Below are 17786 nucleotides of genomic sequence, written 5' to 3'. Positions count from 1 at the left end.
TTCGCTTCGGGGCAAGCTTTCCCGAAGTGTCTGGTTTCAAAGCAATTCCATCTACTTCCTATATCTGACGGCCGGCCCAGTCTTCAGCCATCATCTCGATGGGATTGCGCAGGCTGACAATCCTATCCGCCGTCAGCCATCAGCTCAACGCTCTGGATCGCAAATACGGCGCATGCCTCGTCTTTGTCAGGATGGTCGCCGCTGATGCCGACAGCGCCCAGGATATTCCCGCTACCATCGCGCACAAGCACGCCACCAGGCACTGGCGCAATACGCCCCCCAGAGATATCGGTCAACGCGGCAAAGAACGCCGGCGCAGCAGCAGCGCGCTCAGCCAGTGCGCGTCCTCCGTGCCCCATACCGAGGGCACCCCACGCCTTTGCCTGAGCAATCTGAGGGCGCAGGATGCCGCTGCCGTCTTCACGCTTGAGAGCGACCAGATGACCGCCTGCGTCAAGAACGGCCACAGTCAGTGGCTGGCATTTGAATTCACGCGCCCGTTCCAGCGAGGCATCGACGATTTTTGAAGCCTGAATCAACGACAACGGTTGCATTACGGACCTCCAGAAAATGTTAAAAATACGGCTGCAATACCGGCTATCTCATCACTAGAGTAGCTAATAGCCTACCGGTCTATGCAGTTCATCATTTGAAATACCCTTTGAAGGTAAATCTGCAAGAGAGGCTCGGGCTCGCAAGACATAATGGCCGATCATGAACACCGTGATTGCCGCACCGAGCGATATCACGCCTGCTACGATAAAGAGCGTCGGCGGAGCGACACCCGCGCCGAGCAGCATGCCTCCCAGAACCGGACCTGCGATCGCGCCAATTCGGCTGATACCCATCGACCAGCCGAGACCCGTCGCGCGCAAGAATGTGTCGTAGAAGTTGGCACAGAGTGCGACCGTGCACATCTGCGCTCCAATGCTGAGGAAGCCCGCTACGAACGTGGACGTGTATAACAGGACGAGTACTCCTCCAGCATGACCAATCAGCCCGATAGCAACAGCGCCAAGTGTGAAGGCGCAACCGATAACTCGGGCCGTGCCGAACCGGTCTGCGAGCCATCCGAGCACCATGCAGCCAGCAAATGCCCCCAGATTCAGCATCGAAACAGCACGCACGGCGCTTTCGATCCCCAGCCCGCTTTGGCGCGCAACCACGGGAATCCAGTTGACGAGAAAATAGGTCATCAGCAAACTAAGAAACAACGTAATCCAGAGCAGCACGGTGCCGACGGCCCGGCCCTCCTTGAATAAGCTGGCGATCGGTGCGCGAGTTTGGTGCGCGGGTTTCGGGAATTCGCCATTCCAGACGCCAGCGCAATCCATGCGTCGCAGCACGTTTGAAATGGCCGCATGATCTCGTTTCAACGCCAGAAAACGTACGGATTCCGGAACGAATGCCATGAAAAATGGCATTACCAACATCGGAAGCGTGCCGCCCGCCACAAAGACACTTGCCCAGCCGAACGAAGGGATGAGCTTCGCCGAAGCGAAACCGCCGATTACCGCGCCAAGCGGGAATCCGCAAAACATCAACCCAACGAGGGTCGAACGCGCTCGTTTGGGTGCATATTCCGATGTCAGCGAGATGAAGCTTGGCAATGCCCCACCCAAACCGAGACCCGTGATGAATCGAACCGCGATGAGTGACGGGATCGACGCAGCAAACGGCGTTATCAGCGATCCGATCGAGAAGAGCAGCACGGCCAATAGCAAGGTCGGCTTGCGCCCGAAGCGATCGCCGGCTCCGCCGAAAAGAATCGCACCGATCAAACCGCCCAGGAGGCCCGAGCCAAACACCGGACCGAAGGTCGAAGGGGCAATGCGCCAGGCTGTCACGATTTCCGGCGCGACGAAGGCGATCGATTGCGTATCGAAACCGTCCATCATTGCCACCAGCGCGCAAAGCGCCATGATGACGATCTGAAAACGACTCACACGTCTGGAGTCGATGACCGACTCCAGGTCAAGTTTGACAGCGGACTTCATATGTATTCCTTCGCGCGGGCATCTATGCAATTCGGGCTGCTTCGACGATAGTGGTTCGTCGAACACCTGGAATTTGAAACTCACTCACGAGGCGGGTCTGTTTGATTAAAATCGTAGAACTCCGGCGGCGCCGCGAGTGCCGCGATCATTCCCAGATCAGCCTCGGGCTGCATCGACCAACCCGGGTAACCCTGCTCGCAAGCACACGCCGACTCGACTGCAACGGCGCCGCCCGCCACCGACGGACAGGGCAATCTCTTCATGTCCATTTGTCTCCCTTTTTTATTTACCGATGCGTTAATAACACTTGGTCTTTTTATGAAATGTCACCAAGTGACCTAGCAACATGGTGTCCTTAGTATATTGACGCATTGGGGAAAAAGAAACCCGCCAAGGGCCGGCTCCGCGTATTCCCCTAGCGTTCCGTTCTGTCGTTAATTAATCGATGTTCACGCGGCATGCTGGTATGAGCGGAACGGAAAATACCGGCATGCCCATGGGACAACCGAAGGTCGAACTGGTGTTGAGCGAGGGTGAGCGTTCGCAACTGACACAACACAAGGTTCTACTAGCCCACTATGGCTTATGTGTCGTGGAGGACGGCGCGATGCTCAGGCCGCGAACATCGTGTCGCTTGATGAGTCGTGCAATGAGACCGGATGCCTTCGCTTCTTCGACAAAGGCACACAAAAAAGCAGCGCCGGCTTCATTGCACCGAGGTGTGCCGATCGCCTGCTGAATGGCCGTGAAACGTCCGTCGAGCACACGGGCACCGGGCAACTCCTTAGCATCCGAGAGCAGGCGTGGCTTGAGTCCCGCAAGGACCTCGAGTTTTTGTTCGACAAAACACGCGTAGGAGGCGTCGAGTGTATCGGTGCGGATCAGTTCGGCATGCTGGATGTGACGCGTGAGCCATAAGTCATAAGCACTTCCCGCAGCAACGGCGATGCGCACGCCCGACTGGTCAACTTCCTCAATCGAGCGCAACCGCGAGCCGCTCGGCACCAGATAAGTCGCATCAATCTCGACATAGGCAGACGTAAAGAGAATGCTTTGAGCTCGCGTCGGCTCGGCCCCGATCAGACAGATGTCCCAGACGCTACTTTCTGCTGCGTCTGCGAGTTCGCGAGGTGAAGAGAACAACACATACTCGAGCGGCGCATCCAGGCACACAGCAATTTCTCGAGCCAGGTCCGGCGCGACACCCTGAGGGGAACCGAACGGATCCCTGCCGGAAACCAGCAGAAAGTTGCCGAGATTAATTCCTACACGCAGCACGCCGTGTGGCGTGAGCTGGGAAAGAGCGTCCTGATCCACTGATTGATGCCTCGTCGTAAAAAAAATGATACCGCGCTCTGCATAGCTACGGAGCATGTGCTCTTCGCATCCGTTCGGCGTCACCGCTTTCTTAAGTTGAAAGTTTGCAGAATCTTTTTTTATGTCGTCTGAACGATTGCCCCGCACACCACGTTGCAATTGTTCAAATAGCCGCAACACCCGAAGAAGAGGTGCTATCGCAGTGTGAATTTGCGGTTAAACAGAAAGTGGCGTAACGGGGAAAATGGCATTGATCTGACCGGTTCCCGAGCTACCGAAGTACGGCGTAATAACTTCGACCCTGCTCTCGTAGCTGTCCCAGCCCAGGGCTCCCAATAGCATCGCGGTGTCATGCATACCCCCTTCACCCCAACACTTCTGGCTGTAAAGCGGAAGCATCTCACAGAATGTTTTCCAGTCACCTGCCTCCCATAACCCGACTACCGTGCGGTCCGTTTGTTCCAGAAACGGATCCCAGACTCTATCCATGAACTGTGCAGCTGTGCCGTTATCGGCAAAGTGATGGCTGAGCGAGCCGCTCGCGAGAATCGCAACCGTGCCGTCGTAGTGCTCCTCAATCGCTTTACGCACTGCGAGACCAAAGCGCGCACTGGTCGCAAGATCGTGCCACATACACCAGCCGGAAATCGATACGGCTTTGAAATGCTCGTCCCCATTCATATAGCGCATGGGAACCAACGTGCCATATTCGAGGTCGAGTGTGGTATCGCTATGTGCCCTGGCTTTGACACCCATTTCATTTGCCACCTGCGCAATAAGATGACCGAGCGCTACGTTGCCAGGACAACCGTATGGCATGTTCTTGATGAAGTGGGGTAGTTCGTTACTCGTATAGACGCCGTCGAACCGGGGCGCACAATTGATGTGATATTCACTCGTCACAAGCCAGTGCACGTCGAACACTACGATGGTATCCACGCCAAGTTCGCGGCAGCGTCGGCCAATCTCACGATGGCCGTCAATGGCCGCCTGACGACAACCGTGGTACGGGCCGTCAAGTTCTGATAAATACAACGACGGAACGTGAGTGACCTTCGCGGCTAAAGCGAGTTTTCCCATTTCGACTTCCTTTGATTGGTTTAGTCCAAAATTTCTAGTTTCTCTGGCCACAGATAAACAGGCAGTTTCCATTGAGCCAAAGGATCTGGCTTGCCGTGTATGATTTATATCGGACGTAATCGCATGAAGTAGTCTTTACTAGCGTTGCTAATTTTCCTGAACGCATCCCATCGAGACCTTAGATGCTGAATGCCATTTCACGGTTGATCGTGCGGCACGCGAAGCGCCAGACGCCATCGACGCCCTTCTGCAGTTCATCAAACAGGTCGCTGATGCGCAATTGCGTCGGTGTATCGGTATCGCGTTGTTCGAAGGTAAGCTGAACGGCTGTCGTGCTCGCGGTGTTTGGGTCTGCGCGCTCAACGCGAAGATTGGACCAGATATGCCGGGTTTTGCGATCCGACTGCAGAGCGCGTCGGTTGCAATCATCGGCAATTTTCTCGCGCCCCTCCAGTTTCTGCCCCCCCACGTATAAAACGCCATCAGGAACAAACAGTTCTGCCAGCGCCGCGCCGTCTCCGCGATCCGCATAAAACGAAAAATCGCTGAGCAGGCGCTCAATAGGCGAAAGGTCAGACCTTGTCATGGGCTGCTCCATCGACGAGTTCGAATTCGGCTTCGCTATCGGCAGGTATGACGATCGGCGGCAAACCCATGAGAAATATCTGGACTTCGTCACTGCTGTGCAGGTTGAGCGTCTCACCTGCCTCGACCTGCACGGAACTGTAGGGGGCGATTGATTCGGCGCCGATGACACCGGCGCCGCTAACCACGAACAGCAGGCGTACCGCAGTGGCGTGAGTAGACGTCCAGCTGGAGCCCGGCGCGAGCTTTACCATTTCAATCCATGCGGCCCGCTCCGAGAAGGCACCGAGGAATTTGCTGGATACACCGACCGTCTCCGGTGTCGGAATCCAGTTGAAGCGGGCGGGATCGGCGATGACCACCTTTGGATAGCGCGGCATGGGGTATTTGAGGCGCTCGCCGAAGACATGCCGCCAGATCACATTGAGACCCCACTCCATCTTTCCGCCTGGATGGCGGTAATTGGGACCCACAAATTCCCCTTCCTTCGCCAGATCGTCCCTTGCGGCGAGTCTTTGACTCATGCTCATGAAGCCGCATCCGGACGTGCCGCCGAACTGCAGAACCAGTTGCAGCCGGCGCCCTGGCGGCGTGTTTCCAAGCGGGTCGTCCTGGGGACCGTATGGCAACCCCTCTGGAAAGTAGCCGACTTGTCCCTCTTTGAGCTTCAGCCTTTCACCAATAGTCATATCGCCGTTCAACGGCAAGCGAATCTGCTCGAAATTGTGCCGGTGTCTCGGCATGAAAAAGTCACCGTCCTGACGGCCGAGGGTCAACATGAAATTCTCCCTGGAACGCGGGTCTCCCTCAAGGCAATACTGAAATACCACTGCTCCGCTGGGATGGTCCTTGTGCCAGTCAGTATCGCTGTAGTGTTTGATCTTCACTGCTACTCCTTTATCGGATCCGTCGCATGCTGTGAACGGCGCAACAGTAGGCCGTGCCTCAACAGCGGCATTAGAAATGACACTTCGGCCCGATATTTCAGGCTGAATGTCTCCTTGACAAGCAGGATCCAGGCTGGCCGTAGTGCCAACCGCGCGTATGCACCGTCATTCATCCCACAAGTGAGTCAGGGCAATATCGGGATATCATACGGATACCAAGTCACCCGCTCAAAAGTCACTAGGTGACATGTTGAGTATAGTATATTGATTCACGTAGAGAAAGGGAAAGTTCATGAACGAAACGCCTGTTTCCGCCTGGCAACCAACGAAGCGACTTGATCGAGGTAACGCCGCCGATCAGATACTCGAGGACCTCCGGGAAAGTATTCTCAGTGGGCACTTTCCGCGTGGCGCGAAGCTACCTACAGAGAAACAGTTAGCCGCTGGCTATGGCGTAAGCGGAGCCACCATCAGGGAGGCGGTAAGGGGTCTCACAACGGCGAGACTTATCGAGGTCAGGCACGGTAGCGGTGCTTATGTGACCGCAGAAACCGATCAGCTGATCGCGTTCTCGTTGCGCTCAATGATCCAGCTCGAACACATCGGCTTGTCACAAGTGCTCGGCGTTTTAGGCGCGCTCACCGGCTACGCCGCCGAGCTTGCCGCAACGCATGCCACTGACGATGAAATCGACGGTATGCAGCAAGCGCTCGACAAGATTGAACGTGGAGATGACGTCGACATCATTACCACTGGGCTAACTCAATTTTTCGACGCGTTGGCCCTTGCGTCTGGGAATGCTTTGCTGGCGGCGCTGTGCAGGTTCCTCACGGAAATACAGGTTGGTCTCGCCAAGGCGCTTTCAGGAGGATCTCTGGAGAGTTTGCGCAAAACCACGGGACGTCTGACGAAGGAGCGGCGACGTCTCGTTAATGCGATCAAGGAGAAGGATGCCGACGAGGCCGGTACGGCCGCACGTGCTTATCACGAGCGTGCCCTTAAGGTCATCGTTGCCCAGCACAGTTCGAGCGTGACACTTGCGGACACGGTAACGTCGACATTTCTTAGCTCTCTTCTTAAAGGCAAATCTGTCTGATCGTGATGAGAAGGCGCACGATGGTATTGCTGCAAAAATAGGCAGTGCGATACCCACACCGCGCTGCCGATCGCGTTAGGAGAGAAGCGATTGTCCTAAAACGAAATTGCCAATTGGGCGGGGATGCGATGCGATTGGACGCCTCCCGTCACGCAGGTTGTTTTCACCGTCTCCCCGTCTAATTGGCAACGTGACAGTACGTCCTATGCAGAGGCGCTTAACTCCGCACACGTTACGTAGTCTCGTGCAGACCGACCCACAATACGGATTCCATATACGTGGATCTGCGTCGGCAGCGATATCTCGAACACCTGCCGGTCGGTTGCAGAAGGGGAAGACGCTGGATCTACCTTGGGGTAGTCCTCCAGCGTTGCGACAGTTATCCAGTCTGAATCTTTGAGAGGCAAGGGATCCCTCGACATCCATGGGGTGGTACCTCGATGTACTCGTGTGACCTGGATGCGCGGCTTGCCTCCGGAGGTGTCAAACCAGCCTCCCTCTGCTGTGGAGGCCCCGTGCCGGAAAACCACGCGTGTAATCGTCTCCGGCTGCTCGAGCATGACCGCGAACCAGACCGGATCGTCCTTCTTGCCCCTGGCGCCTTCAACCATGCTCGCAATTGAGGAGATGACTGTCGGATCAACCGCGCAGAAGGTCCGCGGATTCTCGTCCGTCAGCGCCTCAGTGCTGTTGTAAGCATTCACCCGAATGCCCTGCGTGGACGCCCAGCCTCTGGCAAACGCCGTGATTGCGGGCGCCTCCCGCGGTAGCTCGCCTGATTTCATGGTCCAGACGCGATACTCCACTGCGTCTGCAAAGGGAACGAAGCGAAGCCGGCTTCGCTTCGGGGCAAGCTTTCCCGAAGCGTCTGGTTTCAAAGCAATTCCATCCACTTCATATACCTGACGGCCAGCCCAGTCGATAGGTGCCGTGATCGGTGTTGCTGAAACCTCCTGCGAGTGCTGTACGAGTGCAGTTCTTTCCAGATAGGGCACCTCAGGGTTCAGTCGCTTCTCCAGAGCGAGGATCTGGGGGCCGCGTCGCAAGGCGACGTAGTCAGGGTAACTTGAACCACCAGGCAACAAAGAAACCGTCATCTTCATGCGGATTTTTAGCGCACTGTTTCTCGACCAGATTTGAGTCACATCCAGCATTTGCCCGGCAACACCGTGGAGGGTTCGCGTGCCGGTTTTCACCTCAAAGTCCTCAGCCCACTCCGGCACGCGAAGTCGGACGGTAAATGGGACAGGGCGATCGGGGTCTATTCTTAAAGTTACATTTCCGTCTAGTGGAAATTCCGTTTGCGATTCAATCTTTACCGGAACATCATTCATTGCGAACGATGCGACGCCCGCCGTGTATAAATTAAGGACAAAAGCGTCTTTCTCCACTCCCCATACCCACTGTGGAATAAGAGAAATGCCCCGGGGTCCATTGGAGAGGCAGCAGACCATCGAAGAACGAAATTCCTTATGGCCGGTCAGCGATGTGAAGTAAGCGATATCACCGTTGTGAGGATCCTGAGCAGCGAGCAGGTGATTGTAGACAGCGCGCTCAATCTCCTGGCCAAAACGCGCTTCGCCCGTCAGGCGAAAGAGTCGCCAGTTCAATTGTAGCCAGGTCACTGTGGCGCAGCATTCGCCGACATTGGAAGAAAATAAGGACGGCAGTTGCTTATCCACTGGAAAGAACTCACTGCTACCCGTTGCACCGGTGACGTAGCGTTGATTGCCCCGAATGTCTTCCCATGCCCGCATGACAGCTATGAGCAATTCTTGCTCGCCAGTCAATCGGTAAAGATCCAGAATACCGTTGAAGTTTGACAACATGGAGTAGACGTGCCCCGAACCCGTGGCAGTCACGCTTCCCTGCTTTAGCATAGACTGCACAATGTCCGACCCATGCGGGTGAGCATAGAAACGAATCACATACTGTGAAAATTCCAGATAACGTGGCTCACCCGTTAGTCGATAAAGGCGGCACATAGGCTCCAATATGGCTGAATTATGCTGACCAATGAACGATTGATGGCCCTCGTCGCGACGTGCTGGCCTTGGAGCTCCGCCAGAGTCACCATCCATCGCACTATCCCCGTCATGAGGAAGGTCGATCTGCCCTGGCCCCTCTCCGAACGTGCGACAGAGTAAATCCCCAACCTTCTGGCAGGCTGCAAGATACTTCGCATCACCCGTGAATTCGTAGTAACTAAGAAGCCCGGTTAGATTCCATTTTAGAACCCAGACATCCACTCCCTTCAGACGATGGGATGGTGTACAGGCGCCCAAATATCCGTCGGATTCCTGCGCCGATAGCAGAGTCGTGGCCATGCGATCAGCGAGAGCCTTCATTCTGGCGTCGTCGCTATATTCCAGGACATTGGAGGCGGCGTCGAGGAACATGCCCGTATGCTCACCTGCGAATCCAGAGACATTGGGTCGAGGGTAAACATAGCCCTTCAGAAGCGCAACCTCGTCGACTCTGAGAAGCCGAGATTCCACATTCGTGCGCATCCGGTCAGCGAATATTCCCCCGATTTGTTGCGACTCAAACGGGATCGACTGAAGACAGTCTCCCACCTTCTCGGCAATCTTGTAATTGGCGGTGAAGGAACTTGCAGACGAACTTTTTAAACCTTGCGCTCTGACTCCCGTGACCATCGGAATGGCCGCCAGAGCGAATCCTTTGAGTATTTCCCGGCGCGATATATTTGACATACGACTTCCTTTTTTCATAAATCTAATTTTTCAATCTGGGAACGCATAACCTCAACAGGACCACTGAGAATGAGTTATCGCCTGTAATGTTCGATGAAGATGGTTCGATGGGTTGTCCGTTGCGGTCAACCAGTCGGAGAATTCGACTCGTGCAGATCGATTTGGGAAGCGTCTGCATTTTTGGGTATTAAGTGCTTTCGCCGCGGCTAAAACTGAGGTCCCTGGCGCCAGGCTGGATTGATCCTCGGACCGCGATGAGGATGCTACGAGATCTGACTGCGAGCAAAGGGGGGATTGAACGGCCAGCCGCAGATTATTTAGCGAAAAGAGATGCGTGTACGGCATAACACACGCATTCAAAGACACGCCACCTGGCCCGGCCCCGTTCGCCTCCAGTCCAGGATTCGCCGTTGAACTGTTGTGAATCGTGGACGTATGCATGTCTAGTCTCTGCGAGTCAAAGGGTACGTTGCTGCCCTCCCCCGTATCACGTCCGCACATCAACGAGAGGGACATCCATTTACTCTGGTGAAGTTGGTCAAAGTCGTTCCAGCAATTCACGAGACTTAAATATCATCCGCAGTCCAGATAATAGTTGCCGTTTGGCTGGCAACGCGACTGCTTGCTACGCATTACGCAGGCTCGCGGATCGTGAGCTTACTGATGACCGAATTGACATTTGGCACCCGCGATGCGCTCGATATCGCCAAATCGATCTCATTCTGTGTGGGGGCTGAACCGGTCAGGAAAACGATCCCGTTGTGAGCCAGGACCGAGATGTTGGAGGGATTCAGACCGCTTGTGCGGGAAAGGCGACGGCGCACGGCCTTGATGACCTGTTTGTCATCCGCAGAAGGGTGCTTCAATTGCTGCAGAGATGGCACACTCACATCTTGTGTTGCCGATGCTTGCGCCAGTGCGGGCGATACCGCCGCCATCGATTGTGCAATGACCAGGGCGGCCAGAATAGATTGAATTTTCATAGTGTCCAGATGGAACGAGTCTGAATGGAAGCCGACAGATCGGAGATTTGCTGACGCCGAAGATCTAGAAGGAATGCATGATGCCGCTGAAGATGCCGAACTGATTGTGTCCCAGTGCAGGATTCATGGGCGAGCCAACCGGTTGCTCGATGGGGCTAAAATTCGTGTTCTTGCCGTTGATGACATAGCCTGCGGTGGTGTAGAGGTAGGTCTGCTTCGACAAATAGTAATTCGGGCCGATTGCAACGAGCGTCGCGCTGCCATAGCCGTCGCGCTGGTGGATGTGCGCGACGCCCGTGACGATCGTAAACGGACCTGGCGTGCTATACGTAATGCCCGCCCACGCGTAATCGGCGTAACGCGGAGTACCTGCCGGTGCCTGTGGTGCGGCCATGTAGGTGTAGGCGGCCTGAATCTTGAACAGGCTCCCCGTATAGTTGATCCCGACGAACGCCTGTTTTTGATCAGTGAAGAGGTTGCTGAACTGGCCGGATGCGTCCCTTACCTCCTGATACATGGCGCGAGCGGAAAACGCGCCGAAGCGGTAGGTCAGTTGAGCGCCATCGGTTCGGCCACTGTTGAACTGTCCGGCGACACCGCCCAGAGAATACTGGAAGCCGGCGTTGAAACCAGCAAAGGTTGGTGAGGAATAGCTGAACGCATTGCTAAAGATGGGCCAGTTTGCGCCACGCGGGAGTGATTGCATGCCGATGCTCTGTTGATAGAACGGATCGTAGTCGAAGCTTCCGCCCTTCAGGATCGAATAGTCCCGCCCCATACGGAATTCGCCAAGAGGGCCTGACATCCCGACGTAGGCCTTTGCCCAGAATGCACCCTTGGTCGTACCGTTCGTCGGGGAGAAGAAGTCGAGCAGATTGAAGTTGGCCTTGTAGCCGCCGCCGAGGTCCTCGACACCAGTGATACCCAACATGCTGGCACCCGCGTCGCCGCCGTCTGCGCTCCACAAACCCGAGCGCGCCCCGTTGGGGCCTGCTACACCCGAAAGATATTGAATGCCGCCATCGATGCGGCCATAGAGTGTGACGCTGTTTTGTGCAAAAGCGCCTTCAGAGAAGAGCAAGAGGGCCAGGCAGATTCGTTTATTCATTTCGGTCTCCATATTAAATTTATTATTTAAATACTGAACGGGCGTTTACATTCACTGCAAAGATAGCGGGGGGAATGTTCCTCGAAAGGTTATATTTTCGAAGAGTGCAAGCGCGTGACCGGCTGGATCTCCGGGTTGGGTTCCCAGTCTTCAAGTGTCTGGCGTGCCTGCACGTATGGCTTGAGGCCAGACCAGATCAGCAGCACGCCAAGGCCCGTTGCAATACTTCCAACCCAAACGATGGAGTAGCGGACGGCCATGTCGTCACGGAACACATAGTCCGTGACCAATGCCACAGCGGTAGGACCAAGACCCAGTCCAATCAACGTCACGACGAACAGGTAGATGGCGGATGCCCGTCCACGCATAGAGTTCGGCATGATTTCCTGTATCGCCGCGGCTGCGACTCCGTTCGGCATGGCTCCGGCAAACATGCCGATGAACATCACGACCCACAGCAAGGTCATGTTGTCGATCAGGTAGGCCGTGTTGCAAAGTCCCGCCACTACGGCCGCGAAGAGCGCGACGCGCATATTCGAATCCCGGTAACCGCGGCGCGCCAGATAGTCAGCAAGGCGGCCACCGGACATGACGCCAAGAGAGCCTGCGACTGCAGCCATGCTTCCTACGTACAAACCGACTTCACCCGGCGTCATGCCGTGGTCTCTGATGAAGAACGTCGGGGTCCAGGCGCTAACGCCATAACTTGTAAGGACGAGACAAGCAAAGCCCAGGTTATGCAAGAGCACGGCCTTGCGAATGCTGAGGAGATAGCGGCCGACTTCGCTGAGAGGCACTGCCACGCCAGCGCCAGCGCCCCTGCGCGTGGGCTCCTTGATTACGAGAAGAACCAGGCAGAACAAGATACCCAAAGCGCCCAGTGCAAGGAAAATAAGTTGCCATGGCTTGATAACGCCGAACAGCGGCAGGACAACGTCGCCTCGCGCATTCGCCCACTGGATGAGCCCTCCCCCCAGCAGATAAGCCATGCCGACCCCTATGTACAGGCCCATTCCATAGACGCTGATGGCTGTTGCTCGCTTGTCCGGTGGAAAACTGTCTGCCAGGATCGAGTAGGCTGCGGGCGACAATGTCGCTTCGCCAGCGCCGGTTCCCACGCGCATAAGCAGGAACTGCCAGTAGACCTTAGCCAGGCCGCAAGCGGCAGTCATCAGGCTCCAGAAGAACACCCCATAGAAAATCAGGCCGCGACGGCTCCTGGTATCGACAATTCGGCCCAGTGGAATGCCTGCGATCGCATAGAAGATGGCAAAGGACAGCCCCATCAGCAGGCTCATCTGCGTGTCGGTCAGTGCCAGATCGCGACGAATCGGAGCCACCAGCAGGTTCAATATCTGCCGGTCCACGAAGGACAACACGTAGGCGAACATGAGAATGACCACTGTCAGCCAGGCGCGCCGGGACTCGGGATAAGCATTGCGGTTCATCACAAGAACTCCTCCATCTGGGTGTATGCGTCGTGGTCGGCAAAGCGTGGGGTCGTCTTCGCAGCTGCGTCTGCTGCATCGGCTTCGTCAGATTTCTGCAGTCCAAGGTGTGGACGACAGGTATTTGGCAGGTCGTTGCAAAGCCGGGGGCAAGGTGGAGAGGTTCGCATTGCGTGAACCTCAATCCAGCGTGTCCGACGGCAGACACGCGTTGACTACCGGGTTACCGCGAGTGATGGAGGTGAAGTAATGAGCCAGCGGTGGTGTCTTGCGAATCGCCTCCGCGCCTACCGCAGTGTTTCTGCAGGCGCGTGGACAGTTGTCAATGACGATGGCCAGCGCTGGCGGTGTGACAGCCCTGCCGCCTGCGAGAAGTGACAAAACCGGGAGGATCGGCCTGCTGCGATAAGGCGCCTGGGCCAGCGTGGAGGGTGCGAGAAACTGCTTATGGTTCATGCTTGTCTCCTTCTTATTGGTTGTGATTGCAACAGCGTTCAACTGAAGCCGTAGAGCCGTGCCGGGTTGTCGACCAGGATGCAACGGCGGTCCTGCTCGCGTGGCACACAGTCCAGAAAAAAGCGCAGCAGCGCTCGATCATCAGGACTGAAGTTGGCCGGTGGGAAGGGATGCGGCCAATTGGTGGCCCACAGCAGCTGTTGCGGCGCGTGAGCCACGAGCGCGCCGACCAGGGCGGCGACGTCATCGAAGGCGCGCGCGCCGGTTAGCTGGGTCGATGATTCATAGGGGGCCGAGAGTTTGACCCAGCATCGGCCGCTGTCGAGCAGCCGCAGCAGCGCCGTGAAGGCTGGATCGTCCACCCGCGGTGGCGGCAGGAACTTGCCCACGTGGTCGATCACGTAATTACAGGGCAACGTCGTGAGCAGTCCGGTGCATCCGGCCAGGGCATGCCCGTCCAGCTGGATGTTCGCGTGCCAACCGTACTCATGCAGGCGTGGCATCGAGGAGGCCAGTGCGTCCAGGCCCAATGCACCCCAGCGCAGCGCGTAGAAGCGCTGGCCGCACACGCCGGCCCGAGTCATCGCTTCGATCTGCGCGTCGCTCGTGTCCGCTGACGTCACGGCCACGCCGCGCGCGTCTGCGCCTAGTTCCGCCAAGGCCGTCAGCATGACGCGGTTATCGAACTGGTATGCGTTGGGCTGAACGACGACGACGCGTTGCAATCCGAGGCGACGCTGCATGGTGCGGTAGTCCGTCACCGTGTAGCAGCCAGGCAAGGGCGGGCCGCCAGTCGCAGCGGGAACGCGCGGGTCGTAGAAGTGCATGTGGGTATCGCATGCGCCCGCAGGGAGTGTCCAGTTCACGCTTCCGAACCCTTGTGTGCCCGGTGTGTGGCAATGCCACCCGCAGCACCCGTGATGAACAAGGTCTTGCGCGTCATGCCGAGGTTTCCAGCACCATTAGCACAGCCGCGCGTGCCGCCTCGGCCCGCGCGCGCACCAGTTGCGTCATCCGATCGGCCAGCGCGCGCTGCTTGTCCGCCTGTGGGCCCAGCGTGTCTAGCCACGCCTGTGGTAGCGCGCGGGCGCCGCCCATTGCTCCTGCCACGGCGCCCGCCATGGAAGCGATCGTGTCCGCATCGCGACCGAAGTTCGCGCCGTATTCCACCGCCTTTTGCGCGTTCCCGTCGGCCAGCCACACGAGGGCCAGCGCGAGGGGAACGGTCTCGCGTGAATCGGTGAAGTGCTGCCGGCCGTCGATGGCGGCGCTACAGTAGCGGGCTCGGAAATCCTCATACCCTGCACTCTCGCGCGCCATAGCCAGCGTCGATTGCAGCGCCGCTCGCATGGCCCCCGCGCTGCGCTCAGGAAGGAAATCGGACGCGGCGCGCAGAACCGACTCGACGTCTGCGCCGGGTGCGAAAGCCTGCGCGACAGCCGCGGCCATGGCGCACGCGCCGTCGCGGCAGAAGTTGTGATGGACCAGACTGGCGACCTCGAAGGTCTCGAGCGCGGCCTGGCGCGGGTTACCCGCATTCACGATACCCATCGGCGAGATGCACATGGCCGAGCTGCTGCTGGCCATGTTGCCCGCACCCGCGTCGCGGGGTAGCACCTGTTCCCCGCGGAGCTTCCAGAACGTCGCCACCACGGGGACGAAGAACAGCTTGCTCTCCAGGAAGGTCTGGCTGTGTCGAAGCCAGTCCTCGGCCCAGGTGTCGGCCGTGGCATGGCCGCCGGTGCGCTCCAGCGTCTCGCAGAGGATGTGCTTCAGGATGGAGTCGTCCGTTCCATCGCCGGAGAAGGTCTGGACCCAGCCGAAGCGTTGCTGGATTTCGTCGTAGGAGAGCTTCTCCGTGGGAGTGCCCATGGCATCGCCAATGACGCCGCCGAGCAGGCATCCGAGGACTTTGTCGAAGAGAGGGGAATTGGGATTCATTGCATGCTGTTCCATTCAGGAGAGTGAGTCTGGAGCCGCTGCCATCGACAGCCGATGCGCGGCCGGGATGTCGAAGCCCGCGCGCGCGAGCGAGTCCTCCAGTTCCCGGCGCGCCTGCGCGGCTAACGGGCTGAGCGGCGGACGGACTTGCTGCCAGTCGTTGTCGCCGGACTTCCATGCGATCGCAGTCTTCATCGCTGCAATCAGGGGATAGGCCTGGAAGATTGCGCGCGTGTGGTTGAGCGCCGCTTGCTGCGCGTCGGCATCGTCGGCGCGCCAGTCGTGATACAGCCGCAGGATGGCGGTTGGGTTTATGTTCGCGGTGGCCGTGATGCAGCCGGTGCCGCCCGCCCGCATGGTTTGCAGCAAGTAGGTCTCCGATCCGGCAAAAACGTCGAAGCCTCGTGGCTGGAACTCGCGGATCATAGCCTCGGTGTGCGCCCAGTCGCCGCCGCTATCCTTGACGCCTGCAATAACCCCCGGAAAACTGTCCAGCAGGCGCTCGATGAGGGCGAGGCTTAGCGGGACCTGTGTTACGGGCGGGATGTGATAGAGGTAGATGCGCAGGCGCGCGTCACCCACCTGTTCGATGACGCGCGCAAAGTACGAGAACAGCCCGTCGTCGCCGGTTCCCTTGTAGTAGAAAGGCGGCAGCATCAGGACGCCCGCGCAGCCGACGGCAAGGGCGTGGCGCGTGAGTTCGACCGCATCCGGCCACGCGCAGGCGCCTGTGCCCGGCATCATGAGGCGCGTGGGCAATTGCTGGGCGACCAGCGCGTCGAGCAGTTCGCGCTTTTCACGCACCGTCAGCGAATTCGCCTCCGAATTGGTGCCGAACACGGCCAGGCCGACGCCTTGGTCTAGCAACCAGCGGCAATGGCGCACGAAGCGCTCGTGGCTCGGCTGCCCCGTGCGGTCGAAAGGCGTGAGCACCGGCGACAGCACGCCTTGGAGACCGGCCGCGCTCACGATAGCGTGTTCCACTGCCCGTACTTCGCGACCTGCCGGTCGTCGAAATCGAAGCCCAGACCTGGCTCGGGGTGCAGCACCACCTGACCTTCACGCACGCTTAGCTGACGGTCCAGCAGCCGCCGGAAGTTCAAGACCTGGTCGTTCCAGAAAAACTCCACGTAGCGCGCGTTCGGGGTGGCGGCCACCAGGGGCGCATGCAGGTCATGGAACCAGTGGGGGCACATCTGCACGCCGTAGCTGGCGGCCGTCGCCGCGATGCGCCGCCATTCGGTGATGCCGCCGCACACGGCCGCATCGGTCTGGAGAATCGCCGCGGCGCCCTGGTCAAGCAACTGCTTGTGATACCAGCGTCCATAACCGATCTCGGCCGTGGCGACGGGAACGCGGGTCAGCCGGGCAAGCCTCGCATGGCTCTCGATATCGTCGGGGCCAAAGGGCTCTTCAATGAAGTAAGGATGAAAAGGCTCGATGCGGCGCATGTACTCCATCGCCTGCACCGTGTCCACCCAACCGTTGTTGCAGTCAAGCATGAGTTCCACATCGGGGCCGATCGCTTCACGCGCGGCCTGCACGCGCTGCTCCTCGCCATGGGGTGACCAGCGTCCCGTTTTCATCTTCACGGCTCGAAAGCCCATGTCGACGTAGCTGGCCATTTCGTCGGCCACGCCTTGCGCAGTCTTGCCCTCCAGGTAGTAGCCGCCGCTGGCATAAGCCGGCACGGTCTCCGCGTGCATGCCCCCGAGGTACTTGTGTAGCTGCAGCCCGGCCGTACGCGCGTTCAGGTCCCACAGGGCCGTGTCGAGCGCGCTGAGGGCACGCATCACGGTGCCCATCCGCCCCTGCAGCAGCGCTTCCTGGTACATGGCCTGCCACAGCCCCTCGACCAGCAGCGAGTCCTTACCGATCAGAACCGGCCCGAGCAATTCCTCCACGGCCACGCTGAACAACCTGCCCGCGGCGTTGCCGACGTAGCAGAAGCCGACGCCTTGGGCACCATCAGTGGAGCGCACGCGTACCAGGCCGTAGTGGCGGGTGTGAACGGTACGGTTGGAGAAGGCGGTGACGGTGTCCAGCGGGACGGCGACATGACAAAACTGGATGCTTTGGATCTTGGCCACGAAGAGGAACTCCTAATTAACGTGCGCATTCTATGGCTCATAATGCATAGGAACAATCGACTTTCACCTGCATAAGAAAATGGC

17 protein-coding genes are annotated in these 17786 nt (G+C 58.1%); 1 reads left to right on the top strand and 16 read right to left on the bottom strand.

Translation table 11 applies throughout. The features are described from left to right. Window positions 1–122: 122 nt before the first annotated feature. The 7 genes from PQR40_RS24965 to PQR40_RS24935 all read right to left on the bottom strand — a co-directional run bounded on the left by PQR40_RS24965 (window position 123) and on the right by PQR40_RS24935 (window position 5866). Window positions 123–554, bottom strand: coding sequence for a GlcG/HbpS family heme-binding protein (locus tag PQR40_RS24965; RefSeq protein ID WP_408510035.1), 432 nt, complete (start codon window positions 552–554; stop codon window positions 123–125). Window positions 555–617: 63 nt separating this feature from the next. Continuing rightward, window positions 618–1997 carry an MFS transporter gene (locus tag PQR40_RS24960; RefSeq protein ID WP_408226680.1) on the bottom strand — a complete coding sequence of 460 codons (1380 nt, stop codon included), beginning with the start codon at window positions 1995–1997 and terminating at the stop codon, window positions 618–620. 80 nt (window positions 1998–2077) lie between these two features. After that, window positions 2078–2260: a hypothetical protein gene (locus PQR40_RS24955; protein ID WP_408510034.1), complete on the bottom strand. Its 183-nt coding sequence runs from the start codon at window positions 2258–2260 to the stop codon at window positions 2078–2080. A gap of 313 nt (window positions 2261–2573) precedes the next feature. Then, a complete protein-coding gene (locus PQR40_RS24950) occupies window positions 2574–3494 on the bottom strand; it encodes an ABC transporter substrate-binding protein (RefSeq protein ID WP_408389867.1) in 921 nt (306 codons plus the stop codon). A gap of 36 nt (window positions 3495–3530) precedes the next feature. Beyond that, a complete protein-coding gene (gene hpaD, locus PQR40_RS24945) occupies window positions 3531–4394 on the bottom strand; it encodes a 3,4-dihydroxyphenylacetate 2,3-dioxygenase (RefSeq protein ID WP_408389865.1) in 864 nt (287 codons plus the stop codon). Between the two features lie 178 nt (window positions 4395–4572). Further along, window positions 4573–4992 (bottom strand): nuclear transport factor 2 family protein, encoded by a 420-nt coding sequence (locus tag PQR40_RS24940; RefSeq protein ID WP_408484607.1) that lies wholly within the window; start codon window positions 4990–4992, stop codon window positions 4573–4575. After that, window positions 4967–5866: a cupin domain-containing protein gene (locus PQR40_RS24935; protein ID WP_408226668.1), complete on the bottom strand. Its 900-nt coding sequence runs from the start codon at window positions 5864–5866 to the stop codon at window positions 4967–4969. Before PQR40_RS24935 ends, PQR40_RS24940 begins: the two co-directional genes overlap by 26 nt. A 292-nt stretch (window positions 5867–6158) precedes the next feature. Between PQR40_RS24935 and PQR40_RS24930 the strand changes: the two genes are divergently transcribed. After that, the gene (locus tag PQR40_RS24930; protein WP_408226665.1) at window positions 6159–6962 is read left to right on the top strand and encodes a FadR/GntR family transcriptional regulator; all 804 of its coding nucleotides are present in this window, start codon (window positions 6159–6161) and stop codon (window positions 6960–6962) included. Window positions 6963–7165: 203 nt separating this feature from the next. Here PQR40_RS24930 and PQR40_RS24925 read toward each other — a convergent pair whose 3' ends face one another. The 9 genes from PQR40_RS24925 to PQR40_RS24885 form a co-directional block, all read right to left on the bottom strand. Further along, window positions 7166–9676 carry a glycoside hydrolase family 127 protein gene (locus tag PQR40_RS24925; protein WP_408226663.1) on the bottom strand — a complete coding sequence of 837 codons (2511 nt, stop codon included), beginning with the start codon at window positions 9674–9676 and terminating at the stop codon, window positions 7166–7168. A 632-nt stretch (window positions 9677–10308) separates the two neighbouring features. Continuing rightward, window positions 10309–10659, bottom strand: a complete 351-nt coding sequence (locus tag PQR40_RS24920; RefSeq protein WP_408226660.1) for a BON domain-containing protein — start codon at window positions 10657–10659, stop codon at window positions 10309–10311. A 64-nt stretch (window positions 10660–10723) separates the two neighbouring features. Next, complete coding sequence (locus PQR40_RS24915) at window positions 10724–11767, bottom strand: porin (protein ID WP_408226657.1); 1044 nt, start codon at window positions 11765–11767, stop codon at window positions 10724–10726. Between the two features lie 89 nt (window positions 11768–11856). Further along, complete coding sequence (locus tag PQR40_RS24910) at window positions 11857–13215, bottom strand: spinster family MFS transporter (RefSeq protein ID WP_408226654.1); 1359 nt, start codon at window positions 13213–13215, stop codon at window positions 11857–11859. A 180-nt stretch (window positions 13216–13395) separates the two neighbouring features. Then, window positions 13396–13671, bottom strand: coding sequence for a hypothetical protein (locus PQR40_RS24905; protein ID WP_408226651.1), 276 nt, complete (start codon window positions 13669–13671; stop codon window positions 13396–13398). A gap of 38 nt (window positions 13672–13709) precedes the next feature. Continuing rightward, window positions 13710–14498, bottom strand: coding sequence for an amidohydrolase family protein (locus PQR40_RS24900; protein ID WP_408226648.1), 789 nt, complete (start codon window positions 14496–14498; stop codon window positions 13710–13712). 112 nt (window positions 14499–14610) lie between these two features. Continuing rightward, window positions 14611–15612, bottom strand: a complete 1002-nt coding sequence (locus PQR40_RS24895; protein WP_408226645.1) for an ADP-ribosylglycohydrolase family protein — start codon at window positions 15610–15612, stop codon at window positions 14611–14613. 15 nt (window positions 15613–15627) lie between these two features. Further along, on the bottom strand, window positions 15628–16584 hold the full coding sequence (locus tag PQR40_RS24890; RefSeq protein ID WP_408227041.1) for a dihydrodipicolinate synthase family protein: 957 nt from the start codon (window positions 16582–16584) through the stop codon (window positions 15628–15630). Further along, window positions 16578–17702 (bottom strand): mandelate racemase/muconate lactonizing enzyme family protein, encoded by a 1125-nt coding sequence (locus PQR40_RS24885; protein WP_408510033.1) that lies wholly within the window; start codon window positions 17700–17702, stop codon window positions 16578–16580. The genes PQR40_RS24890 and PQR40_RS24885 overlap by 7 nt, the downstream gene beginning before the upstream one ends. Window positions 17703–17786 lie beyond the last annotated feature (84 nt).

Source organism: Paraburkholderia sediminicola, from assembly GCF_046026855.1.
GTDB lineage: Bacteria > Pseudomonadota > Gammaproteobacteria > Burkholderiales > Burkholderiaceae > Paraburkholderia > Paraburkholderia sediminicola_A.
This window is presented reverse-complemented; position numbering and strand designations above follow the sequence as displayed.

What these genes read in the sequence shown, in the direction of transcription:
- PQR40_RS24965 (WP_408510035.1), bottom strand. Translation starts at nt 554, where the DNA reads ATGCAACCGTTGTCGTTGATTCAGGCTTCAAAAATCGTCGATGCCTCG.
- PQR40_RS24960 (WP_408226680.1), bottom strand. Translation starts at nt 1,997, where the DNA reads ATGAAGTCCGCTGTCAAACTTGACCTGGAGTCGGTCATCGACTCCAGA.
- PQR40_RS24955 (WP_408510034.1), bottom strand. Translation starts at nt 2,260, where the DNA reads ATGAAGAGATTGCCCTGTCCGTCGGTGGCGGGCGGCGCCGTTGCAGTC.
- hpaD (WP_408389865.1), bottom strand. Translation starts at nt 4,394, where the DNA reads ATGGGAAAACTCGCTTTAGCCGCGAAGGTCACTCACGTTCCGTCGTTG.
- PQR40_RS24940 (WP_408484607.1), bottom strand. Translation starts at nt 4,992, where the DNA reads ATGGAGCAGCCCATGACAAGGTCTGACCTTTCGCCTATTGAGCGCCTG.
- PQR40_RS24930 (WP_408226665.1), top strand. Translation starts at nt 6,159, where the DNA reads ATGAACGAAACGCCTGTTTCCGCCTGGCAACCAACGAAGCGACTTGAT.
- PQR40_RS24925 (WP_408226663.1), bottom strand. Translation starts at nt 9,676, where the DNA reads ATGTCAAATATATCGCGCCGGGAAATACTCAAAGGATTCGCTCTGGCG.
- PQR40_RS24920 (WP_408226660.1), bottom strand. Translation starts at nt 10,659, where the DNA reads ATGAAAATTCAATCTATTCTGGCCGCCCTGGTCATTGCACAATCGATG.
- PQR40_RS24915 (WP_408226657.1), bottom strand. Translation starts at nt 11,767, where the DNA reads ATGAATAAACGAATCTGCCTGGCCCTCTTGCTCTTCTCTGAAGGCGCT.
- PQR40_RS24910 (WP_408226654.1), bottom strand. Translation starts at nt 13,215, where the DNA reads ATGAACCGCAATGCTTATCCCGAGTCCCGGCGCGCCTGGCTGACAGTG.
- PQR40_RS24905 (WP_408226651.1), bottom strand. Translation starts at nt 13,671, where the DNA reads ATGAACCATAAGCAGTTTCTCGCACCCTCCACGCTGGCCCAGGCGCCT.
- PQR40_RS24900 (WP_408226648.1), bottom strand. Translation starts at nt 14,498, where the DNA reads ATGCACTTCTACGACCCGCGCGTTCCCGCTGCGACTGGCGGCCCGCCC.
- PQR40_RS24895 (WP_408226645.1), bottom strand. Translation starts at nt 15,612, where the DNA reads ATGAATCCCAATTCCCCTCTCTTCGACAAAGTCCTCGGATGCCTGCTC.